General features: G+C 36.4%; 25 protein-coding genes. 16 read left to right on the top strand and 9 right to left on the bottom strand.

All coding sequences use genetic code 11. The features are described from left to right. Positions 1-30: 30 nt before the first annotated feature. The 6 genes from LC457_RS17450 (at position 31) to LC457_RS17425 (ending at position 3,531) form a co-directional block, all read left to right on the top strand. Positions 31-495, top strand: coding sequence for a hypothetical protein (locus LC457_RS17450; protein ID WP_223601036.1), 465 nt, complete (start codon positions 31-33; stop codon positions 493-495). 83 nt (positions 496-578) lie between these two features. Further along, complete coding sequence (locus tag LC457_RS17445; RefSeq protein WP_223601035.1) at positions 579-1,028, top strand: hypothetical protein; 450 nt, start codon at positions 579-581, stop codon at positions 1,026-1,028. Continuing rightward, complete coding sequence (locus LC457_RS17440; protein WP_223601034.1) at positions 1,028-1,525, top strand: metallophosphoesterase; 498 nt, start codon at positions 1,028-1,030, stop codon at positions 1,523-1,525. The genes LC457_RS17445 and LC457_RS17440 overlap by 1 nt, the downstream gene beginning before the upstream one ends. Before the next feature lie 124 nt (positions 1,526-1,649). Further along, complete coding sequence (locus LC457_RS17435) at positions 1,650-2,144, top strand: Smr/MutS family protein (protein WP_223601033.1); 495 nt, start codon at positions 1,650-1,652, stop codon at positions 2,142-2,144. 18 nt (positions 2,145-2,162) lie between these two features. Then, complete coding sequence (locus LC457_RS17430; RefSeq protein ID WP_223601032.1) at positions 2,163-2,879, top strand: DUF3822 family protein; 717 nt, start codon at positions 2,163-2,165, stop codon at positions 2,877-2,879. A 79-nt stretch (positions 2,880-2,958) separates the two neighbouring features. After that, on the top strand, positions 2,959-3,531 hold the full coding sequence (locus LC457_RS17425; protein WP_223601031.1) for an RsmD family RNA methyltransferase: 573 nt from the start codon (positions 2,959-2,961) through the stop codon (positions 3,529-3,531). Here the strand turns inward: LC457_RS17425 and LC457_RS17420 are convergent. After that, positions 3,528-3,875: a helix-turn-helix domain-containing protein gene (locus LC457_RS17420; RefSeq protein WP_223601030.1), complete on the bottom strand. Its 348-nt coding sequence runs from the start codon at positions 3,873-3,875 to the stop codon at positions 3,528-3,530. The two genes, LC457_RS17425 and LC457_RS17420, sit on opposite strands and share 4 nt — an antisense overlap. An 84-nt stretch (positions 3,876-3,959) precedes the next feature. Between LC457_RS17420 and LC457_RS17415 the strand changes: the two genes are divergently transcribed. Further along, entirely contained in the window at positions 3,960-4,559 is a 600-nt protein-coding gene (locus LC457_RS17415; RefSeq protein WP_223601029.1) for a nitroreductase family protein, read from the top strand. Positions 4,560-4,768: 209 nt separating this feature from the next. Here the strand turns inward: LC457_RS17415 and murI are convergent, their stop codons facing one another. The 5 genes from murI to LC457_RS17390 all read right to left on the bottom strand — a co-directional run bounded on the left by murI (position 4,769) and on the right by LC457_RS17390 (position 10,071). Next, entirely contained in the window at positions 4,769-5,599 is an 831-nt protein-coding gene (gene murI, locus LC457_RS17410) for a glutamate racemase (RefSeq protein ID WP_047423941.1), read from the bottom strand. 61 nt (positions 5,600-5,660) lie between these two features. Next, positions 5,661-6,785 (bottom strand): radical SAM family heme chaperone HemW, encoded by a 1,125-nt coding sequence (gene hemW / locus LC457_RS17405; protein WP_223601028.1) that lies wholly within the window; start codon positions 6,783-6,785, stop codon positions 5,661-5,663. Positions 6,786-6,836: 51 nt separating this feature from the next. Continuing rightward, the gene (locus tag LC457_RS17400) at positions 6,837-7,787 is read right to left on the bottom strand and encodes a PorP/SprF family type IX secretion system membrane protein (RefSeq protein ID WP_047377725.1); all 951 of its coding nucleotides are present in this window, start codon (positions 7,785-7,787) and stop codon (positions 6,837-6,839) included. A gap of 51 nt (positions 7,788-7,838) precedes the next feature. Further along, positions 7,839-8,912: an RluA family pseudouridine synthase gene (locus tag LC457_RS17395; protein WP_223601027.1), complete on the bottom strand. Its 1,074-nt coding sequence runs from the start codon at positions 8,910-8,912 to the stop codon at positions 7,839-7,841. Between the two features lie 73 nt (positions 8,913-8,985). Then, positions 8,986-10,071: a PASTA domain-containing protein gene (locus LC457_RS17390; protein ID WP_223601026.1), complete on the bottom strand. Its 1,086-nt coding sequence runs from the start codon at positions 10,069-10,071 to the stop codon at positions 8,986-8,988. Positions 10,072-10,227: 156 nt separating this feature from the next. Here LC457_RS17390 and LC457_RS17385 point away from each other — a divergent pair, with 156 nt between their 5' ends. The 4 genes from LC457_RS17385 to LC457_RS17370 all read left to right on the top strand — a co-directional run bounded on the left by LC457_RS17385 (position 10,228) and on the right by LC457_RS17370 (position 13,042). Continuing rightward, the gene (locus LC457_RS17385; RefSeq protein WP_223601025.1) at positions 10,228-11,211 is read left to right on the top strand and encodes a D-alanine--D-alanine ligase; all 984 of its coding nucleotides are present in this window, start codon (positions 10,228-10,230) and stop codon (positions 11,209-11,211) included. A gap of 84 nt (positions 11,212-11,295) precedes the next feature. Then, positions 11,296-11,760, top strand: a complete 465-nt coding sequence (gene coaD, locus LC457_RS17380; protein WP_047098871.1) for a pantetheine-phosphate adenylyltransferase — start codon at positions 11,296-11,298, stop codon at positions 11,758-11,760. A 105-nt stretch (positions 11,761-11,865) separates the two neighbouring features. Beyond that, complete coding sequence (locus tag LC457_RS17375) at positions 11,866-12,501, top strand: trimeric intracellular cation channel family protein (RefSeq protein ID WP_223601024.1); 636 nt, start codon at positions 11,866-11,868, stop codon at positions 12,499-12,501. A 73-nt stretch (positions 12,502-12,574) separates the two neighbouring features. Further along, positions 12,575-13,042, top strand: a complete 468-nt coding sequence (locus LC457_RS17370; protein ID WP_223601023.1) for a hypothetical protein — start codon at positions 12,575-12,577, stop codon at positions 13,040-13,042. Positions 13,043-13,077: 35 nt separating this feature from the next. Here the strand turns inward: LC457_RS17370 and LC457_RS17365 are convergent, their stop codons facing one another. Further along, positions 13,078-13,647, bottom strand: a complete 570-nt coding sequence (locus tag LC457_RS17365) for a DUF2892 domain-containing protein (RefSeq protein WP_149835090.1) — start codon at positions 13,645-13,647, stop codon at positions 13,078-13,080. A 147-nt stretch (positions 13,648-13,794) separates the two neighbouring features. Beyond that, positions 13,795-14,292: a dihydrofolate reductase gene (locus LC457_RS17360; RefSeq protein ID WP_223601022.1), complete on the bottom strand. Its 498-nt coding sequence runs from the start codon at positions 14,290-14,292 to the stop codon at positions 13,795-13,797. Between the two features lie 73 nt (positions 14,293-14,365). On the opposite strand from LC457_RS17360, the gene LC457_RS17355 reads away from it, so the two are divergent. From LC457_RS17355 to LC457_RS17335, 5 genes are all read left to right on the top strand, one after another. Continuing rightward, the gene (locus tag LC457_RS17355; RefSeq protein ID WP_047423924.1) at positions 14,366-14,971 is read left to right on the top strand and encodes a LemA family protein; all 606 of its coding nucleotides are present in this window, start codon (positions 14,366-14,368) and stop codon (positions 14,969-14,971) included. 2 nt (positions 14,972-14,973) lie between these two features. Then, complete coding sequence (locus tag LC457_RS17350) at positions 14,974-15,402, top strand: TPM domain-containing protein (RefSeq protein ID WP_223601021.1); 429 nt, start codon at positions 14,974-14,976, stop codon at positions 15,400-15,402. Next, positions 15,383-16,195: a YgcG family protein gene (locus tag LC457_RS17345; protein WP_223601020.1), complete on the top strand. Its 813-nt coding sequence runs from the start codon at positions 15,383-15,385 to the stop codon at positions 16,193-16,195. The genes LC457_RS17350 and LC457_RS17345 overlap by 20 nt, the downstream gene beginning before the upstream one ends. A 199-nt stretch (positions 16,196-16,394) precedes the next feature. Then, complete coding sequence (locus tag LC457_RS17340) at positions 16,395-16,916, top strand: NAD(P)H-dependent oxidoreductase (protein WP_223601019.1); 522 nt, start codon at positions 16,395-16,397, stop codon at positions 16,914-16,916. 3 nt (positions 16,917-16,919) lie between these two features. After that, positions 16,920-18,809, top strand: a complete 1,890-nt coding sequence (locus tag LC457_RS17335; protein ID WP_223601018.1) for a monovalent cation:proton antiporter-2 (CPA2) family protein — start codon at positions 16,920-16,922, stop codon at positions 18,807-18,809. Between the two features lies 1 nt (position 18,810). On the opposite strand, the gene LC457_RS17330 is transcribed toward LC457_RS17335, so the two are convergent. Continuing rightward, entirely contained in the window at positions 18,811-19,638 is an 828-nt protein-coding gene (locus LC457_RS17330; RefSeq protein ID WP_223601017.1) for a GIN domain-containing protein, read from the bottom strand. Positions 19,639-19,723: the final 85 nt, after the last annotated feature.

Genomic DNA, 19,723 nt, shown 5'->3' with positions numbered 1-19,723 from the left:
ACTTATTTTACTGATAAACCCGTTGTATTCATGAAAAAGCCTATTTGTATCTGTATTTTCTCTCTTTTCGCAGCCAGTGGTATCAAAGCCCAGGACAGAACTGCCAATCCTTTACTTTTACAAACCTGGAATCTCAGTAAAATGGATACTTATATTTATACCTACGAAAAGAAGGATGGTTTTGAGGCAAGAAGGGAAGGAATCAGATTTCAGAAAAATGGAAAAATCACAGGAAACCTGATTAAATCTACATTAAGATATGATACTTTGGAAGAACCGGTTACTAAAAGTGAAAAACCAGACCGTTATATCGGGAACTGGAAAAAAGCTTCAGATTCTACAGTGACTTTGGTATTTCCTTCTAATACGAATATGACCGGTACTTTTGTTATTTCAAAACTTACGGAGAATCAACTGAAACTAAAAAAAGTTTTCAGTGCTGATATAGAAAAGAAGCTGGATTCTATCAGGAAAACAAAAAATATTACTGACTGATATTCTTAAATTATTCTCTGAAAGTAAACCGATCTGATAAGTTGATTAAAGCTTCTTATATTTGCAATCTTAAAAAATCAAAAATGGCAGTAAACAGATTATTGGCTTTCTTCTTACTGATGACAAGCTGTAATTTATATTTTTCCCAGAACGTTACCATCAAAGACGATAAAGTTTTATTGGATGGAAAACAAATCCTGAAGACTGAAAAAATCAATGTAGCCCAATATTCATTTTTCTCTATGAAGGATGATGAAGAAATTCTTCTTTATCGGTATATGGACAATGAAACTCCAAGCTATGTAAGTGATGATTATTTTATCCTGAATTTCCTGCCTGAAAAAACAAAAGTAGAATCAACAGATATAGCCAAAATTGCCAATTTCATGAATTCTAAAAAAGGAATGGAAAAAATGGTAAAATGGTTATTAAAAGAAAGAGTGATCAATCATGACGGAGAGCTAAATCCTGACCGTTTAGCGATATTCAAAGATAAATACCACGAAAGTATTACAGAAAGAACCTTTAGATAATGACAAAGATCCTTCTCCTTTCCGACTCTCATTCTTATATTGATGACAGAATTCTGGAATACGCTTCTCAGGCTGACGAAGTATGGCATTGTGGAGATTTTGGAAATCTTGACGTCATTGAACAGCTTGAAAAGATAAAACCTCTGAAAGGAGTATATGGAAACATTGATGATGCTAAAATCCAGGCTGAGTTTCCGGAGGTCAATCGTTTTTTCTGCGAAAAGCTGGAGGTTTTAATGATTCATATCGGAGGTTATCCCGGAAAATATACTCCGCTCACAAAAAAAGAAATAGCAGAGAAAGCTCCGAAATTATTTATCTCAGGACATTCACACATTTTGAAAGCGATGTATGATGAGAAAAATAACCTCTTGCACCTTAATCCCGGTGCCTGTGGAAAGCAGGGCTGGCATAAAGTAAGAACCATGATGCGCTTTGTTGTAGACGGTGAAGAAATCAAAGATCTGGAAGTCATTGAATTGGGACCAAGAGTTTGATGAATGATAACATGAGGGTTTGAGCGTTGGAGGGTTTGAGAATTTGAGAGTAAATGAGTTTGCCTTCAATACGTTTTACTTTCTACCTTTGCACCAATAATGGGTTCAGACAAGTCTAAAAAATATGAAAATCGGCGATAAGGTTTCGGTAGTAGATGAAGATTTAAGCGGAGTGGTAACTTCCGTGAAGGGAAATATTGTCGTTTTTAAAGATGAATATGGCTTTACCCATCAATATGCAAAAGAAAAACTGGTTCCTAAGGATTCGGATCTTTATGAAAATATCAGAGTGGTAAGGAAAGCGGAGCCTAAAAAAATCATTTCTAAGAAACATCAGAAAAATCATTTGGTTTTAGACCTGCATTTTCATAATTTGGTGAAGAATCCCAATGACTATGAAAGCTTTGAAAGATTGTTTATTCAAAAGGAGAAACTCATTGAAGTGATTGAGTTTTGCAGAAAAAACAACCTTAAAAGGCTGGAAATTGTTCATGGTATTGGTGACGGCACTCTGCAGAGGATGGTTCGGGATGTATTGGAAAGCCAGGTTAATATTGATTTTTATAATAAGGAAATACTTCACCATCAATCGGGTGCGGTAATGGTAGAATTTCACTAAATTTGCAGCAATTGAAATATGAACGTACTTAATTTACTTTTTACCAAAGACGGATTGATCTACCAGATTGTTAAGAACAAAAACATTCTGGAGGAAAAATCTTATTTCGTTACTGAAGAAACCCCGGCCAATCTTATTGAGCAAAAGCTGGACGAAGTTCTTATTAAGCAGCGCTATGATGAGATCCAGGTGATTTCAGCATTTAATCATTTTACCCTGATGCCTGAAGGTTTTTCTGAGCATGAAGCAGGATTTGATCTGATAGCTTTTAATGCACCTACCGATAGAGAGAAGGAAGAACTGATGCTTTCTATCAACAAAAAGTTCAATATTCAGTTTTATTATACTTTCCCGAAGAACTATTATAAGAAAATAAAGGAGCTGGCAATACCGGTTCATTTTAATTTCTCCGGAGAAAAGTTTTTAAGTTCAATTAATAATAAAACCAACAAGGAAATTCACATCAATCTTTATCATAATCAATGTGAGTTCTTTGCGATTGACAATAAAAAAATCATCCTTTATAATAACCTTGATGTCAACTCAGAAGTAGATTTCCTTTACTTCATTATGTTTACATTGAGCAAGATAGGCTTTGGAATCAATGAAACCAGCTTTTATGCTTATGGAGAAACTACGGAAAATGAAACATTCATTTCCGAACTTCAGAAATTTGTTAAAAATCTGAAAATCGTTTTTGACAATATTCCAAACAAGAATTTTATACTTAATTAGGTTGAAGGCCGCAGGTAATGGAGATTAGATCCCGGATAATTACCGCCACCTACAATCTATTCTAAACCCTAAGAAAAATATGTTCAGAATAATATCAGGCAAATGGAAAGCCAAGAAAATTGCCGCCCCTAAAAACTTTGATGTAAGGCCTACCACCGATTTTGCGAAAGAGGCTTTATTCAGCATTCTGGAAAACAAATACGATATGCAGTCGATTTCCGTGCTTGATCTTTTTGCAGGAATTGGCTCTATTACCTTTGAATTTGCTTCCAGAGGATGTCAGAATGTGACTTCTGTGGAAATGAATCCAAAGCATACCGCGTTTATCAACTCTACCGCTTCTGAGCTTGATATGGCACTTCAGATCAACGTGCAGAGAGGTGATGTATTTGACTGGCTTAAAAAATTCAGAAATAAAAAGTCATTTGAGATTGTTTTCTCTGATGCTCCTTTTGAAATGGAAGAGAAAAAGTATTACGAGCTGATCTCTCTGGTATTAAATAATAAATACCTGAAAGAAAACGGAACTCTTATCGTGGAACACCAAAGCCGTATGAAGTTGGAACATCCTAACCTAATAGATACCCGAAAATACGGAAACGTGAGTTTCAGTTTTTTTGAACCAAATAAAGAAGATAATCAGGAACTTTAATTCCTGATTATTTTTTTTGAGATTACAGGTGCTTCTTTACCCCATTTTGTTATCGCTTCCAAAACAGGCAATAAAGTTCTTCCAAAGTCTGTCAATTCATATTCAACCACTAAGGGAGGTTTTTCCGTAAAAACTTTTCGATTAACGATTCCATCTTCTTCCAGCTGTTTTAGCTGCAAGCTTAATGTTCTTTCTGTAATAGTAGGAATTGATTTTCTTAATTCATTATATCTTCTAGCCCCACCAATAAGATGGTGTAAAATAACTGCCTTCCATTTACCACCTATAAATTTCATAGTAACACTGGTACAGCAGGGATAAGATTTATTATCTATTGTATACATTTTTATACTATCATTTTTTACCGTTATTGCAAAGTTAGGAAACTTAAATTAATTTTGTAACTATAAAAATGATAGTATAAAATTATGAACTTTTTAAACAAAATGAAAAACAGGTATACTGTAAAAAAGTATAACCCACAGGGAAAAATCAGTGAAGAACAGATTGAAGAACTTAAAGAGATCCTGAATCTGAGTCCATCATCCATCAACAGCCAGCCATGGAACTTTATCTTTGTTAATGATCCGGAACTGAAAAAACAATTAGGTGACAAATCTTATTTTAATAAAGCAAAAGTTTTGGACAGCAGCCATATCATTGTCTTTCAGGTGATCAAAAACATAGGAAACTTTGAGAAGCAAATTGAAGAAAATCTTCCGGAAGGATCTGTAGCGTACTACAACAATTTTGTAAAACCTAAAGGAGAAACTGAGATAAAATCATGGCTTGGACATCAGGTTTACTTATCATTAGGAGTACTGCTTTCTGCTTGTGCAGCTATGGGAATAGATTCCACTCCGATGGAAGGAATTGAGCCTGAAGGATATGATGCTGTTCTGAATAATGAAAAATATGAGACCTTATTTGCAGTAGCTATCGGGGAAAGAGATGAAACAGATGCCAACCAGCCTCAATTTAATCCAAAAACCAGACTGAAAGCTGAAAAAGTAATTGTGGAAGCGTAATTTAAACACGAATTTCACAGAGGACACAGATTTCTAGGTACCCTTTAATTCTAAAAGCGTTATCATCTGTGGGATTTGTGAAATCCGTGGGAACTCAATGAAGCATAAAACTTTATCAAAAATAAATCTTTGTGCCTTAAAAACATGATTTTGTAACGACAACATGTAACAAATAAAAAGTCTGCTTCACTATGAGGCAGACTTTTTATTTATAATACTTTTAATTCTAAATCAATTGTTTTTCCGAAGAACTTCTTAGAGATCTTTTCAAAATTCTTGGTAAGATCAGAAAGATAGAAATGATAATTCGGTTTGGGATTGTTATCATTTAAAAGGTTGTACTTATCCAGAATAATCTTCAGATGGTTGGCTACAATATTCGGAGAGTCAATGACACGGACTCTGTTTCCGTAATACTGCTTGATTTCATCTATTAAAAGAGGATAATGGGTACAGCCCAAAATGAGAGTTTCGATATTCTTTAATTTACTATTACTTAAATAATTATAAATAATGGCATGGGTAATCGGATGGTTTTTAAATCCTTCTTCAATGGCAGGAACCAGCAATGGCGTTGCCAATTCATCCACTTTGATCCATTTATTATGCTTTCGGATACTCTTTTTATAGAGTCCGGAATTTACAGTAGCTTTGGTCGCAATAACTCCTACATTATTGTGGATTTCGTAAGATACTTTTTCAGCGACAGGATTAATAACGTCTATGACCGGAACTTTTCCTGCAACAGACTGCATCACTTCGTTCAAAGCATTAGCTGTTGCCGTATTACAGGCAATTACAATCGCTTTACAATTCTGCTCAAGCAGAAAATTGGTGATCTTTGTAGAATATTCAATGATGGCTTCCTTGGACTTTTCTCCGTAAGGAAGATGTTTTGTATCCCCAAAGTAAATAAGATCTTCGTGAGGAAGAAGTCTTTTAATTTCTTTGGCAACGGTAAGGCCTCCCACCCCACTGTCGAAAATTCCGATAGGCTGGCTTGGTGAAAGATGTGAATAATCTTGTTTTTTAGTTTTCAAATGAACTGAAATTTTATACAAAAATAGTGAATTTTATGGCATATCTATATACATGCAAACATTATACGATAAACAAATCTGAAGCAATTCCGTCTGCCATAAACCAATGCTTTTCAGGAATTTTTAAATGGTCATTTTCAATGATTAAAATACCTTCTTCCAGCTTTGTTTTGATTTCTGTCTGAAAATGTTCCAGTAATCTATCCGAAAATTTATTTTTTAAGCTCGTAAGATCCACGCCCCAGATGGTACGCAAGCCAATCATAACCATTTCATTGAACTGATCTTCTTGGGAAAGAATTTCTTCTTCTTTGGCCAGCAATTTATCATTAAGCTTTTTAATGTATTGCTGATTATTAGCCACATTCCAACTTCTGACATCAAAGCCGTTATAAGAATGTGCTGAAGGTCCTATTCCCAGATATTCCTGGTATTTCCAATAGGAAGAATTATGGCGGGAGTAGTATCCCGGTTTGGCAAAATTGGAAACTTCATAATGTTCAAAGCCATTATCTTTTAAAAAGTCAGACAGGTAATAGAATTCTCTGTTCTGTTCTTCTTCTTTCGGACTTTTCACTTTTCCTTTTGAAATCCAGTTTTCCAAAGCTGTTTTGGGTTCTACAGTCAGAGCATAGGACGAAATATGAGGAACTTCCAATGCTATTGTTTTATTCAGGTTTTCTTTCCAGATCTCAAGATTAGAGGTTGGTGACCCATAGATCAGATCAATACTAAGATTTTCAAAACCAAAATCCTGTGCCCGTTTGATAGAACCTTCTGCTTCGGAAGCAGTGTGGGCTCTGTTCATTAATTTTAAATCTTCTTCAAAAAAACTTTGGGTACCAATAGACAGTCTGTTTACCGGCGTTCCGGCTAGCTGCTTTAAAAAACTTTTGTCCAGGTCATCAGGATTGGCTTCCAGTGTGATTTCAATATCTTTTTCAAAACTGAAGTACCGTAATGTTTCATCAATTAAAGAATTGATTTCATCCACGGAAAGAATAGAGGGTGTTCCCCCGCCAAAATACAGGGATTTCAGAGTTCTGTTCTGTAATTCATCTTTTCTGAGCAACAATTCAGTTTTCATTGCACGAAGCATTTCATCCTTGAAATTCAGGGATGTTGAAAAATGAAAGTTACAATAACTGCATTTTTGTTTACAGAACGGAATGTGAATATATATCATAAAAAAAGCTCTGAAATTTTTCAGAGCTCAAATTTATTTAAATTAAATTAATTAGTATCTAAATCCTCTAGCATTAATAAAGTTGTCAAAGTTATAACCAAGACCAATCATGAAGCTGTTTCCACCATAGCTCTGAATATCAGATATTCCAAGGTTATAAGTTGCTCCGATCATGAATTTGTTGAATCTCACTTTTACAATTGGAGAGATACTCAGGTTCTGATTGTCAAATCTGTTCTGAACCGTTCTGTAGCTTACCCCGAAAGAGAATGCGTTGATATCGTTAGAGAAAGTCGCCATTAAGTTCCAGTCGATCATTCTCGTTGAGTTTGTATTAAGGTTGATCAATGCTGAAGGTGCAATTGTAATATTATCAGCAATGTTCCAGTTATATCCTAAGTTTAAGAAGAATTTAATTGGAGAAGGCTCGTAGTTGTTTACGATAGAAGCATCATTACTTAATGCGATATCATTTACGGAAACACCCCCGAATAACCCTCTATAAGTAGCAGCCAAACCGAAGTTAGCATACACCATGAAGATGTTACTTTCTTCACCTCTCAATAACGGGTCACCTCCTTCTTCAGTATTAATTTTAGAATAATCAAAGTTCATGTTATAGAAGTTAACACTTGTACCGAAAGAGAACTGGTCTTTTCTATCTCCTTCACTACTTAGAGGAATAAAATATGAAGCACCAGCCGTGATACCGCCCGCAGAGATAGGTCCGTTACTGTCTCTGAACACGGAAATACCAGCACCTACTCTATCAAAGATATTCGCATTAATCCCGATTGACTGAACATTCGGAGAATTGTTGAACTTTGAAAATTGTTGTTGATAATTGGCGTTGAGCTGTACGTAATCTGTTTTTCCGTATTGAGCTGGGTTGAACAGGAACTCACCATCCAAAAGATATTGCTGATAGTATGGTAGTGATTCTTGTGCTTTGTATGCATTTGACAAAAGAGCTAAACATACGATAGCATATAGTTTTCTCATAACAAATCTTGATTTCAATTCAACAAATATAAAAAAATTCTCAATATATTTTTAGTTTTCTAAATAATTTCTCCATTTTTTTACGGCATCCGCCATATCTTTGGGCATTGGGCTCTCAAAATATAATTCCTTTTTTGTCGTTGGGTGTATAAATCCGAGGGTATGGGCATGAAGGGCATGTCTTGGTAAAATTTCGAAAACATTTTTAATAAATTGTTTGTATTTCGGAAGATTTACCCCTCTTAAAGGAGTATGTCCCTCATATCTTTCATCATTAAACAAAGTGTGGCCGATATGTCTGAAATGCGCCCTGATCTGATGGGTTCTTCCCGTTTCAAGTTTACACTCTACCCATGTCATATATTTGAATCTTTCTAAGACTTTATAGTGGGTTACTGCATGTTTTCCCTGGCTGCCGTCTTCATAAACAGACATCTGCATTCTGTTTTTAGGATGTCTTCCGATATGACCTCTGATTGTACCTTCTTCATCCTGCGGGTTCCCCCACACAAAAGCCCAGTACAGTCTCTTGGTTGTTCTGTTGAAGAATTGTTTCGCCAGAAAGCTCAATGCATATTCGTTCTTGGCAATTACCAGCAGTCCGGATGTATCTTTATCAATCCTGTGAACAAGTCCTACCCTGTCAAGATCAGACTTTGCTCCATTCTTTTCAAAATGGAAAGCCAGCGCATTCACCAATGTACCGTCCCAGTTTCCGAATCCCGGGTGTACTACCATTCCGGCTTCCTTATCTACCACTACAAGGTCATCATCTTCATAAATGATATTTACAGGGATATCCTGCGGAATAATGACATTCTCTCTTGGAGGATGGGTAAGCAGTACCGAAATCTGATCTCCCGGCTTCACACGATAATTTTGCTTTACCGGAGTTCCGTTCACTACAACATTTCCGGCTCTGCAGGTCTGTGAAATTTTATTCCTTGAAGAATTCTGTCTGTAGATCAAAAGGAACTTATCAATTCTTAATGGCTCCTGTTTACTGTCAACAGTGATATTAAGATGTTCATACAATCCCTTATTTTCCTCGTCAATATCGATGTTTTCAATACTGTGGGAATCTAATAATTCTTCATCTAAAAAATCTTCGTTATCTTCTGACATTGTTTTATATTTTTTACACAAAAGGCCTCAACATTTTGCAGTTGAAGCCTGTATTTTTGATATTAATCTGTTCTTAATCTATTTGCACTTTAGCTTTTTTAGGCTTTTGAGCAGGTTGTTGTGTCGTTGTTGAAGCCGTTGGTTTAGCTGTAGCAGGGGCAGTATTAGAAGTTTTAGGTTTCTCGGTTGCTGAAGCTGCAGGTTTAGAAGTCGTTGTCTGAGTCTTAGGGGTCTCAGTTTTTGGTACTTCAGGCTTTGGAATTTCTCTTTTCGGTGCAGGAGCAGGTACTACAGGAGCACTATAACTTGGTTCATTATGCTGTACTTCTTCATATCGTACCGGAGGAAGTGAAGTATCCACCTTCATACGGTAAATAGAATTCAGCTGCTCTATTTTTGCTCTTAATTCTGCCGGAGTTTTCTTACTGGCCCAAAGGTCAATCTGCATTCCCTGGTCACGTACATCCCCTGAAGCAGGATCCTGATAATAAATAATATCAGATTCGTCTTTGCTTCCATCTTCATGTTCTACCAACCCAACTTCAAACATACTTTTGGTAATAACAGCTCTTGCTTCTTTTACCGTAAGTCCTACTACATTTGGAATGGAAATATTTCTCATAGGACCTGATCCTACTACTACATCAATAACTGAGAATCTAGGTAAACGTGCTCCCGGATTTACAGCATTTCCTTTATATAAAATTCTTAAAAGGGCATCCTTCTGAATACTTGGTTCATAAATGGTATCTCCAATTTTAAGACCCACCTGATCCAGTCTCTGGAATGCCAGCCCTGAATATTTATTGATAACATCCGGAACGGCAATTGGTGCCCATGTTCTCGGGTTTACTGTAAGGTGTACCGTTCTTCCGTCCTTTACACGGGAACCCGGTGCAGGATAAACCTGAAGAACCTGGAATGGTCTGTATTTAGGATTATAGTTGGCACTGTCTACTTCATATTCCAATCCTGTATCATCTAAAATTTTAACAGCGTCATGTATAGATTTATTAACAATATTAGGAACAGGTATTTCCTGACCATGGTTTGTATGGTGTTCCAACCAGCGAAATGTGAGCCATACCAACCCTGCAAAAACACCGATGGCTATTACTAAATTCAGTAAAACTTTCCAATTGAAAAGTGATTTAAGCATACTTAAAAATACTTTAATTATAACCGCAAATATAGCTAATAATTTTAGAATGGTCTTTTTATTTAACACAATTCATTTTTGATCTTAAAATTTGCCGATTTCCCATATTGCATTACATAAAATGTTTAAATTTGCCTTAATTGATACTATATGGTTATGAACAAAAAAAGTGTTGCCGTAGTAATGGGAGGCTATTCTGATGAATATGTCGTTTCCTTAAAAAGCGGACAATTGATTTATGATTCTTTAGACAGAAATCTCTATGACGTATATAAAGTAGTAGTCCTTAAAGATGAGTGGTATTTTTTAGGGGAAAATGATAAAAAATACGAGATCAACAGAGGTGATTTTTCTGTAACTTTAGATAATGGAGAAACCTTAAAATTTGATGCCTGCTTCAATATTATCCATGGAACTCCGGGAGAAAACGGAATTCTTCAGGCATACTGGGATGCAATAGGTCAAAAATATACAGGATGTGATTTTTACCAGAGCGCTCTTACATTCAATAAGAAAGATACTCTTGCCGTATTATCAAAATATGGGATTCCTTCCGCAAAAAGCATCTATTTAAGAAAAGGCGAAGACATCAATGTAGATGAGATTGTATCAGAATTAAATCTTCCGCTATTTGTAAAACCCAACCAATCCGGATCTTCTCTGGGAATCTCTAAAGTAAAAGAAAAATCTGAACTGATTGCCGCTACTGAAATTGCATTCAAAGAAGATAATGAAATCCTGATCGAAAGTTTCCTGGACGGAATGGAAGTTTCTGTAGGTGTTATCGATTTTAAAGGAGAAACCATCGTTCTGGGAATTACAGAAATTGTTCCTACCAATGAGTTTTTTGATTATGAAGCAAAATATGAAGGGGCTTCTGAAGAAATTACACCCGCAAGAATTGATGAAGCAACCACAAAAAGAGTGGAAGAAATCGCTAAAAGAGCGTACAATTCACTAGGAATGAGCGGTTTTTCAAGAAGTGAATTCATCCTGATGGACGGAATTCCCTATATGCTTGAAATGAATACCAATCCGGGATTCTCTCCTGCAAGTATTCTTCCACAACAGGCAAGACACTATGGAATTTCCATTATGGATCTTTGTGGAAATGAGGTTGAAAAAGCTTTAAATAAATAATATAGAAGTTAGAAATTATCTGTTAGAAATTGATTCAAAATTGATAATAGATAATTCACTAACCAAAATCATAACTCGTACAACATGAAAATTGCTGTTTTCCCTGGGTCATTTGACCCGATTACACTAGGACATTACGACATTATAGAAAGAGCGGCACCGCTATTTGATAAATTAATCATCGCTATCGGACAGAATTCTCAGAAGAAATACATGTTCCCTTTGGAGAAAAGAATGGAATTTATCCAGAATTCCGTAGCAGAATTTCCCAATGTGGAAGTAGATTCGTTTGAAGGCTTAACAGTAGACTACTGTTTTGAAAAAAACGCTCAATACATTATCAGAGGATTAAGAAACCCGGCCGATTTTGAATTTGAAAAAGCAATTGCCCACACCAACAGAACGTTAGCCCACAAAAAACTGGAAACCGTATTCTTACTGACCTCTTCAGGAAAATCTTTCATCAGCAGCAGCATCGTAAGGGAAATCATCACCCACGGCGGCGAATATGAACTGATGGTTCCGGATTCGGTGAGAGTGGAGAGATAGACAAAACAATATTTGATAAGCGATAAATGATAATTGATACAATGGCCAAGAATTTGCTTAAGCAAAAAATCATTCATCAATTATCATTTACCATTTATAACAGATATGCACGAACAGTTCAATTTTGCCATAGAAGTCCTGGGGACCATTGCCTTTTCCATGTCGGGAAGTTTTGCGGCTATGCAGAAACGGCTTGATCCGTTCGGAGTGCTTATTATTGCATTTGTAACCTCTGTGGGAGGCGGAACTGTAAGAGACCTGCTGCTTGATATTCCCGTATTCTGGATGCATGATATTCTGATGTGTACCCTGATTCTGGTGACCAGTATTTTTTCAATGGTATTCAAATCTCTTGAGAAAAACTTTAAAGTAACTTTATTTATCTTCGACAGCTTTGGTCTTGGATTATTTACCATTATCGGAGTTCAGAAAGGCTTAAATGCAGGTATACATCCTATGATCTGTATTGCATTAGGAACTATAACGGGTTGTTTCGGAGGAATTATCCGGGATATATTGCTCAACAGAATTCCTTTGATTTTCAGAAAGGAAATTTATGCCACAGCATGTATCGTGGGAGGAGCAGTATTCTTATTGATGACAAAATACTCTCTTCTTTCCTACACCTTTGTACAGATTCTTACCATCCTTCTTATTGTTGCTATACGAACCCTCGCTGTAAAATACCATTGGCAGATGCCTAAATTTTATGGGTATGATCATAATAATTCGGAAATGTAATTTAGTGATAAACTCACTTTTCGCCATTCTTTCACTTTCTTTATGCTCCTGCAAACATGAAAGTAAATTTGATTTGAATAAAGATATTTATCATTTTTCAGAAAGAATGGAAAACGGAGATACTATCAAAATAAAGACTGATCTTTCAGCCTGCATGTTCTTTGCATTTGAAATCTATACATTTACAAAACAAAATGACACTCTGTTTCTGGAGAAATATTCTGAAGCAGCATCACATGATAAAAGGAGCCAAACATTACCAAAAATAATCTACAAAGTAAAAGCTGGTGATTCTTTGTCTTTTGAAAATTATCTTAAATTTCTGAATAAGGAAGACAAACCATATGAAAAAGGAGATTTCCCGTTGGTTACTGTAACTTATAAAAAACAGAGCCGTAAATTTTATGATGATGGACTCCAGGATAAATTTATGAAGCATGACAATTTGTTTACTGTAAGGGAAAATATTTACCCAAGAGATACATTTTTTAAGCAGGAAGCACCACCACCTCCTCCCATTATAAAAAACAAAAAGTCCTGAAAATTCAGGACTTTTATATTATATCTATATGTCGATTAGAAGAATTTTCCTCTGTTTCTCATATTAGGATTGTGCATATGTTTCTGCATCGTCGGCATTTTCAGCTGATCTTTCATCATTTTGATCTGATCTGTCATCATTCCGGCACTGTCTAGTCTTTTAGCTTCTTCAAGTAATTTCTGTCCTTCCTGTTTTCTTCCTTTAGAAATAGCCGCTGCTGCAAGGTTTAAAGTAGCCATCGCTCTGTCATGTTTCATATTCAAACCATATTCCAAAGCTTTCTTCATAAAAGGTTCTACTTTTGCAGGATGGTCCTGAGCTTGTGTCAACCCTAATAAATAGTGAAAATATCCATATTGAGTTTTATGAAGCTGTCCTTTATAGTCAGTTATTTTTGACAACCACTCGCCGGCTTTTTCCATATTCTGTTTTCTCAGTTGCCAGAATGCCAACAGGATATATTCATTTTTAAAGAATAGTAAGATCGGGGATGAAGCTAAAAGAAAAACAACAATACCCCATCCAAGATTTCTTGTGAAAATCATCAGATAAAGTCCTGCAAGGATAAGAACTGCTGCTATTGCAATTTTTATGTATTTATTCATTATTAAATTTTAGAAGTGCAAAGATAATAAATTTAAGGCTTAAAGTTCAAAAAGTCAATTGTGAATGGTCAATTCGCTGCGCTTGTTAATTTTGTACCTGTAAGAAATCACGATTCACTTTGCGAAGCAAAAATTCACTATTGATCTCTATGCATCTTTTTTTATTTTTTCAAACGTCTGGAAACAGAAATCATACCCATTCTTTTCATCTTTTTCGTGGCAGATTTCGTTTGTTTTTTTCCAGATTTTCGGATCTATTTTCGGAAAGAATGTATCAGCTTCAAGGTCTGCCTTCACCAAAGTAACTTCAAGCTTATCTACAACCTCCATAGTCTGTTCGTAGATATTTCCTCCGCCGATAACGAAAACTTCTTCATCTATCTTTTTAGCAAACTTCAATGCTTCCTTGATACTTCCTACAATAAGGATTCCTTCTTCAAACCAGTCTTTCTTTCTTGACACAACAATATTGGTACGGTTCGGAAGAGGTTTCCCAATACTTTCATATGTTTTTCTTCCCATGATAATCGGATGCCCTGAAGTAATATCTTTAAAATGTTTTAAATCTTTAGGAAGATGCCAAAGCAACTGATTATCAAAACCAATCTCATTTTTCTCTCCCATTGCCACCACTATTGTTGTCATTCAAATAATTTTTTACAAAATTAGCACATAATTTGTATATTTGGTTAGCACAAAAAATTTAAAAAAATAAACTATGAAAAATAAAGGATGTTTGGGCGCCGGAACAATTGGTATTGCCCTGCTTATCATTGTTGCTGTTCTATTCTTCTGGGGAAAAAGCGGATATAATAATTTCGTAACCAAAGAACAGACGGTCAACACAAAATGGTCAAACGTAGAAACGGTGTATCAGAAAAGAGCGAACCTTATTCCTAACCTGGAAAGAACAGTAAAATCGTATTCAAAATTTGAGCAGGAAACTTTAACGAAGGTTGTAGAAGCACGTTCTAAAGCTACTTCTATCAATATCGATCCTACGAATATGACGGACGCTGATATTGCTAAATTCCAGGCAGCACAGGGTGAACTATCCGGAGCATTGAGCCGATTGATGGCTGTAGTGGAGTCTTATCCAAACTTAAAAGCAGACCAACAGTATATCAACTTCCAGAGAGAATATACCGCTATCGAAAACAGTATCAGAACAGAAACTGTTTATTACAACGAAGCTGCACAAGATTACAACACTTCTATCAAGACTTTCCCGAATAATATTCTGGCGAATTTCACCAACTTTAAAGAAAAGCCTTATTTCAAAGCTGAGGCAGGTGCTGAAAAAGCCCCTGAAGCATTCAAATAATAATGGGTAATTTCCTTACAAATCAACAGATCGCTTCCCTTGTGGAAGCGATTCAGTCTGCGGAAGATCATTCTACGGGAGAGATCAGGGTACATATTGATTCCAATACGGATAGCCGTGATGCAAAGACAGCATTTGAGGTTTTCAAAAAGCTCAATATGGACAAAACCGCTGAAAGGAATGCTGTTCTTTTCCATGTCAATTTTGAACAGAAATATCTGACTATCATTGGAGATATCGGAATCCATGAAAAGGTAAAACAGATTTACTGGGATCATCTTCATGACTATATTACTGCTGAATTTGCCAAAGGACACTATTACCAGGCTCTGAAAAGTGCCATCCTGGAAACAGGACTTGAACTCAAAAAACATTTTCCTGTAGAAGGAGAAAATCCAAACCAACTCTCAAATGAAATTACGTTCTCTTAAAATAGTATTTTCATTTTTATTGCTTTGCTTTTACACCTTTGTATCAGCACAATATACTATTCCTGAAAAACCGGCCGTTCTTTATCCTGTTTTTGATGAAGCCAATCTGCTTTCTCAGCAGGAAAAAGATGCCTTAAATAATAAACTGATCAAATTTGCAGATACTACCTCAACGGAAATTGAAGTAGTGATTATCCGTTCTACCAAAGGAGAGGATGTCAACTTTCTGGCGACCATGTTCGGGCAAAAATGGAAAATCGGAAAAAAAGGAGTAGATAACGGTGTTGTTTTCCTTATCGCGACAGAGGACAGAACAATGTCTATCCAGCAGGGACGCGCCGTAGAACAATATCTTACTGCTTCAGTAGCAGGACAGATCTTAGATTATATTGTAACCCCTAACTTCAAGAAAGGACTTTGGTATGATGGGATCAATGGTGGAACCTCAGCTATTATGGAAGCTGTTCAGGGGAAATTCAAACCTGTGGCAACAACGGCTCCTTCAGGTAATGGAAGCGCTTTTAAGGTTCTGATTATTGCTTTCGTTATTTTCATCATTATAGCCATACTTTTCGGTAACAGAGGAGGTGGACGCGGTGGAAATAATGACGACGATGATGATGTAATCATTACAAGAAAAGGACGCAGAAGTTATCCCGGAGGTTTCTTCCCATTCCCTGGCAGTTTTGGCGGTGGCTTTGGAGGTGGAAGTTCCGGCGGAGGTGGCGGCGGATTCGGAGGTTTCGGCGGAGGCGGAAGTTTCGGAGGCGGTGGTGCATCCGGCGGATGGTAAAATCAGTCAATCATTTTCAAAATATATCAACAGATCAGGTCACCAGGACCTGATTTTTTATTTAAAAACCTAAAATAACATAGATTTTTTAACTTTTCTTAATGTTAAATTGATTTTTTCATATTAAAAAATTAATAAAAACCCATAAAAACCATCTTTTATTCAATATTTTTTTCTTAAATTTACTGAAAACAGGATTATGAAGAAGACGCTGGTAGTATTTGCACACCCTTATCTGGAGCACTCCAATTCGAATGTAGAGCTCATCAATTTCTACGTTCGCCACCAGCATTATACCCTAAGAGATCTTTACGAAGAATACCCTGATTTTCATATTGCAGCCTTCAGAGAAAGAAAACGTCTTAAAAATTATGAACGCTTTGTCTTTCAGTTTCCTCTGATATGGTTTGGAATGCCACCTCTTCTCAGACTATGGATTGATGAAGTTTTCGACAGAGACTGGCTGAAAGAAAATGAGCATAATCCTCTGGAAGGAAAAGAAGTCTATATTCTGGTAACCACTGGCGGAAAAGAAAGATCTTTCAGTAAAACCGGCACCTATCAATATACAATCGATGAGCTGATCAGCGGACTGATTGTTTCCTTAAAAGTTTTCAAAGCAGATATCAGGCACATCAAGATCGTATACGAAGCTAATAAGCTGTCTAAAAAAGAAATTATCCTGCATAAAAAAGAATTTACAGAACTTCTCAATCAATAGCATATGGAATCCAGCTTAGCGATGAACACATTAATTTTCCTGGGTGTAGCCATTATTATGGTTCCATTAGCCAGAAAATTCGGGTTGAGTTCTGTAATCGGCTATATTTTAGGAGGAATCATTATAGGTCCTTATGCCCTTAAACTTACGGGAAACAATGTGAATGACATCATGCATGCCAGTGAATTTGGGGTTATCATGCTTTTATTTCTTGTAGGACTGGAACTTGAACCCCGGAAATTCTGGGAAATGCGAAAGAAAATAATGGGTCTGGGACTTTCTCAGATGGCACTCACTATTCTCTTACTTTTCTTGGTATTCATCAGTGTCGGCTGGAGAGTAGACAAAGCAATTGCTGTTGCCATGTGTTTTGCCTTATCTTCCACAGCAATTGTTCTGCAGACATTACAGGAAAAGAATAATCTCAAAACCACAGCAGGAGAAGCTTCGTTCTCTACCTTGCTGTTTCAGGATATTTCTGTTATTCCTATTTTGGCAATACTGCCTATTGTAGCAAACTATAAAGCCAAGCATCATGATAATGATATTCAGATTCTCATCCAAAAGCTGCCGGAATGGCTTCAGGCGGGAACGGTAATTTTCGGAGTAGCGTTGCTTATTTTATTGGGAAGATATGTCTTTGTTCCATTTCTGCGCTATGTTTCAAAATCAGGAATGACTGAGCTGTTGACCGCCTCTTCCCTATTCCTGGTCATAGGTGTTTCAGAGCTTATGGTTGTTATCGGCCTTTCACCTGCATTGGGAGCTTTCCTTGCCGGGGTAATGCTTGCCAACAGTGAGTTCCGTCATGAGCTGGAAGCACAGATCGATCCTTTTAAAGGACTGTTGTTAGCCGTTTTCTTCGTTAGTGTGGGATCAACTATCAATTTTAATATTATTCAGAAAGATCCATTGTTTATCTTCAGTACTGTTTTTGCTGTACTGGCCGTAAAATTTGTTGTTTTATATACCATCGGAAAGTTTTTCAGGATAGATACTCCGCAAAGTCTTTTTTATGCGTTTGCGCTTTCTCAGGTAGGAGAATTTGCATTTGTACTGCTCAATTATGCATCGGATCTTTATCTCTTAGGTCCTGAAATGAATGCACAAATGATGGCAGTCACTGCAATTACGATGTGTATCACTCCAATTCTTCTGATCATTAATGAGAAGTTTATTACTCCGAAATTCATTAAAGAAATTCCGGAAGAAGAGCATGATTTTAATATTCTCGGAAGTGATGTCAGTCAAAAGAAAATTATTATTGTAGGTTTTGGGCATTTCGGAAGTACGGTGGGGCGTCTTTTAAAAGCCAATAAAATACCAGCAACAGTTCTGGATCGTGATTCTGACCGGGTAAAACTGCTAAGAAGCTATGGATTTAAAGTATATTACGGTGATGCTACCAGAATTCCTATTTTAAGGGCTGCCGGAATTGAAGATGCTGAAATTTTGGTTTTGTGTCTGGATGATCCGGATGATAATAAGTTCATTGCAGAACTTGTGCGTGAACATTACCCTGAGGTGAAAATTTTTGTGAGAGCCAAAAACAGGATTGATGCTTATGATTATCTGAACAGCGGCGTCAATCATATCTACCGCGAGACATTAGGAACAGCTGTAGATATGGCTGTGGATGTACTTCATGAAACAGGAATGAGAAAATATGCAGCGAGACGTCTCGGGCAAAGGTTTATGGCTATTGATAAAGCATCTATCAGAAAGCTGGCAAAAATGAAGGAAAATGATGATGATATTACGTTGTTTACCACAAAAGAAATCCTCCAGCGTGAGGAGGAATTATTAGCTTACGATAATCTTAATTTTGATAATAAAAATTGGGAAGGATCCTCATCCACCGATGAAGAAGATGAGGATGAATCCCAGGATTAGTTTATTGAATGCTTACGCTTCCGCCACTGCTTTCATCTTTGATCACATTCTTCAGATCTCCTTTTTTCGAGATATCTACGCTTCCGCCGGATGAAGCACCTGCTTTCACACTGGAAACAGCACTGATATGGATACTTGCACCACTGGAAGCATCTGCTTCTACATTATCAGCGATAACCCCTTTAGCAGAGACACTACTGCCTGAAGATGCACTGATATCTGCTTTTTTCGCTTTTCCGGAAATATCAAGAGTAGAACCTGATGAAGATTCAATATCAAGGTTTACGGCCCATATTTTACCATCGAAGCTACTACTACTGCTTATATTGATATCCATATCATTAGCTTCCAGATCTCCGGAAATACTTCCTGCACTTGATGCTTCTACATCTGTTTTTTCCTGAGTAAATTTATCTTTTATGATAATTCTCGCGGCAGAATCGGCCAGAAGTTTATTAAAGTCTTTGGTATAAATTTTAGCCGTCACTTTGCTGATGTTCATCACTCTGATGCCTGGTTTATAATGAATATGCAGTTTTCCGCCATCATTATCTACAAGAATTTCATCGATAATATTCTGAGGTGCTGAGATTTCTACCTTTTCTGTTTCAGATTTTATGATTTCAGCTTCTATTGCTTGGGAAACCTGAATTTCATCAAAATCTCCGTTAAATTCTTTATGCTGTATCGGGCCGCTTTCTTTGCTCACTACTTTTTCTACCCAGTTACTCTTGTCTCCGTCTCTATCTCTGTTTCTGTTCTCATGTTTATCATTACATGAGGCTAATGCCGCTAAGGCTGAAAAAATAAATAAAGTCCTTGTTTTCATGCTTATTTCTTTTGTTAATTATTTTTGTTGATTTCTTTAATTAAATAACAACTAATTTATAAAAAATATTACATTGCCTATGAAA

The sequence above is a fragment of the Chryseobacterium sp. GVT01B genome, from assembly GCF_019970045.1.
Lineage (GTDB): Bacteria > Bacteroidota > Bacteroidia > Flavobacteriales > Weeksellaceae > Chryseobacterium.
This window is presented reverse-complemented; position numbering and strand designations above follow the sequence as displayed.

Excerpts from the sequence above, each read along its gene's own strand:
- LC457_RS17425 (WP_223601031.1), top strand. The coding sequence starts at position 2,959 with ATGTTCAGAATAATATCAGGCAAATGGAAAGCCAAGAAAATTGCCGCC.
- LC457_RS17355 (WP_047423924.1), top strand. The coding sequence starts at position 14,366 with ATGAAAAATAAAGGATGTTTGGGCGCCGGAACAATTGGTATTGCCCTG.
- LC457_RS17385 (WP_223601025.1), top strand. The coding sequence starts at position 10,228 with ATGAACAAAAAAAGTGTTGCCGTAGTAATGGGAGGCTATTCTGATGAA.
- LC457_RS17345 (WP_223601020.1), top strand. The coding sequence starts at position 15,383 with ATGAAATTACGTTCTCTTAAAATAGTATTTTCATTTTTATTGCTTTGC.
- LC457_RS17450 (WP_223601036.1), top strand. The coding sequence starts at position 31 with ATGAAAAAGCCTATTTGTATCTGTATTTTCTCTCTTTTCGCAGCCAGT.
- LC457_RS17375 (WP_223601024.1), top strand. The coding sequence starts at position 11,866 with ATGCACGAACAGTTCAATTTTGCCATAGAAGTCCTGGGGACCATTGCC.
- LC457_RS17400 (WP_047377725.1), bottom strand. The coding sequence starts at position 7,787 with ATGAGAAAACTATATGCTATCGTATGTTTAGCTCTTTTGTCAAATGCA.
- LC457_RS17335 (WP_223601018.1), top strand. The coding sequence starts at position 16,920 with ATGGAATCCAGCTTAGCGATGAACACATTAATTTTCCTGGGTGTAGCC.
- LC457_RS17435 (WP_223601033.1), top strand. The coding sequence starts at position 1,650 with ATGAAAATCGGCGATAAGGTTTCGGTAGTAGATGAAGATTTAAGCGGA.
- LC457_RS17340 (WP_223601019.1), top strand. The coding sequence starts at position 16,395 with ATGAAGAAGACGCTGGTAGTATTTGCACACCCTTATCTGGAGCACTCC.
- LC457_RS17445 (WP_223601035.1), top strand. The coding sequence starts at position 579 with ATGGCAGTAAACAGATTATTGGCTTTCTTCTTACTGATGACAAGCTGT.
- LC457_RS17395 (WP_223601027.1), bottom strand. The coding sequence starts at position 8,912 with ATGTCAGAAGATAACGAAGATTTTTTAGATGAAGAATTATTAGATTCC.
- LC457_RS17365 (WP_149835090.1), bottom strand. The coding sequence starts at position 13,647 with ATGAATAAATACATAAAAATTGCAATAGCAGCAGTTCTTATCCTTGCA.
- LC457_RS17360 (WP_223601022.1), bottom strand. The coding sequence starts at position 14,292 with ATGACAACAATAGTGGTGGCAATGGGAGAGAAAAATGAGATTGGTTTT.
- LC457_RS17330 (WP_223601017.1), bottom strand. The coding sequence starts at position 19,638 with ATGAAAACAAGGACTTTATTTATTTTTTCAGCCTTAGCGGCATTAGCC.
- LC457_RS17420 (WP_223601030.1), bottom strand. The coding sequence starts at position 3,875 with ATGTATACAATAGATAATAAATCTTATCCCTGCTGTACCAGTGTTACT.
- LC457_RS17390 (WP_223601026.1), bottom strand. The coding sequence starts at position 10,071 with ATGCTTAAATCACTTTTCAATTGGAAAGTTTTACTGAATTTAGTAATA.
- hemW (WP_223601028.1), bottom strand. The coding sequence starts at position 6,785 with ATGATATATATTCACATTCCGTTCTGTAAACAAAAATGCAGTTATTGT.
- LC457_RS17440 (WP_223601034.1), top strand. The coding sequence starts at position 1,028 with ATGACAAAGATCCTTCTCCTTTCCGACTCTCATTCTTATATTGATGAC.
- LC457_RS17430 (WP_223601032.1), top strand. The coding sequence starts at position 2,163 with ATGAACGTACTTAATTTACTTTTTACCAAAGACGGATTGATCTACCAG.
- coaD (WP_047098871.1), top strand. The coding sequence starts at position 11,296 with ATGAAAATTGCTGTTTTCCCTGGGTCATTTGACCCGATTACACTAGGA.
- LC457_RS17415 (WP_223601029.1), top strand. The coding sequence starts at position 3,960 with ATGAACTTTTTAAACAAAATGAAAAACAGGTATACTGTAAAAAAGTAT.
- LC457_RS17350 (WP_223601021.1), top strand. The coding sequence starts at position 14,974 with ATGGGTAATTTCCTTACAAATCAACAGATCGCTTCCCTTGTGGAAGCG.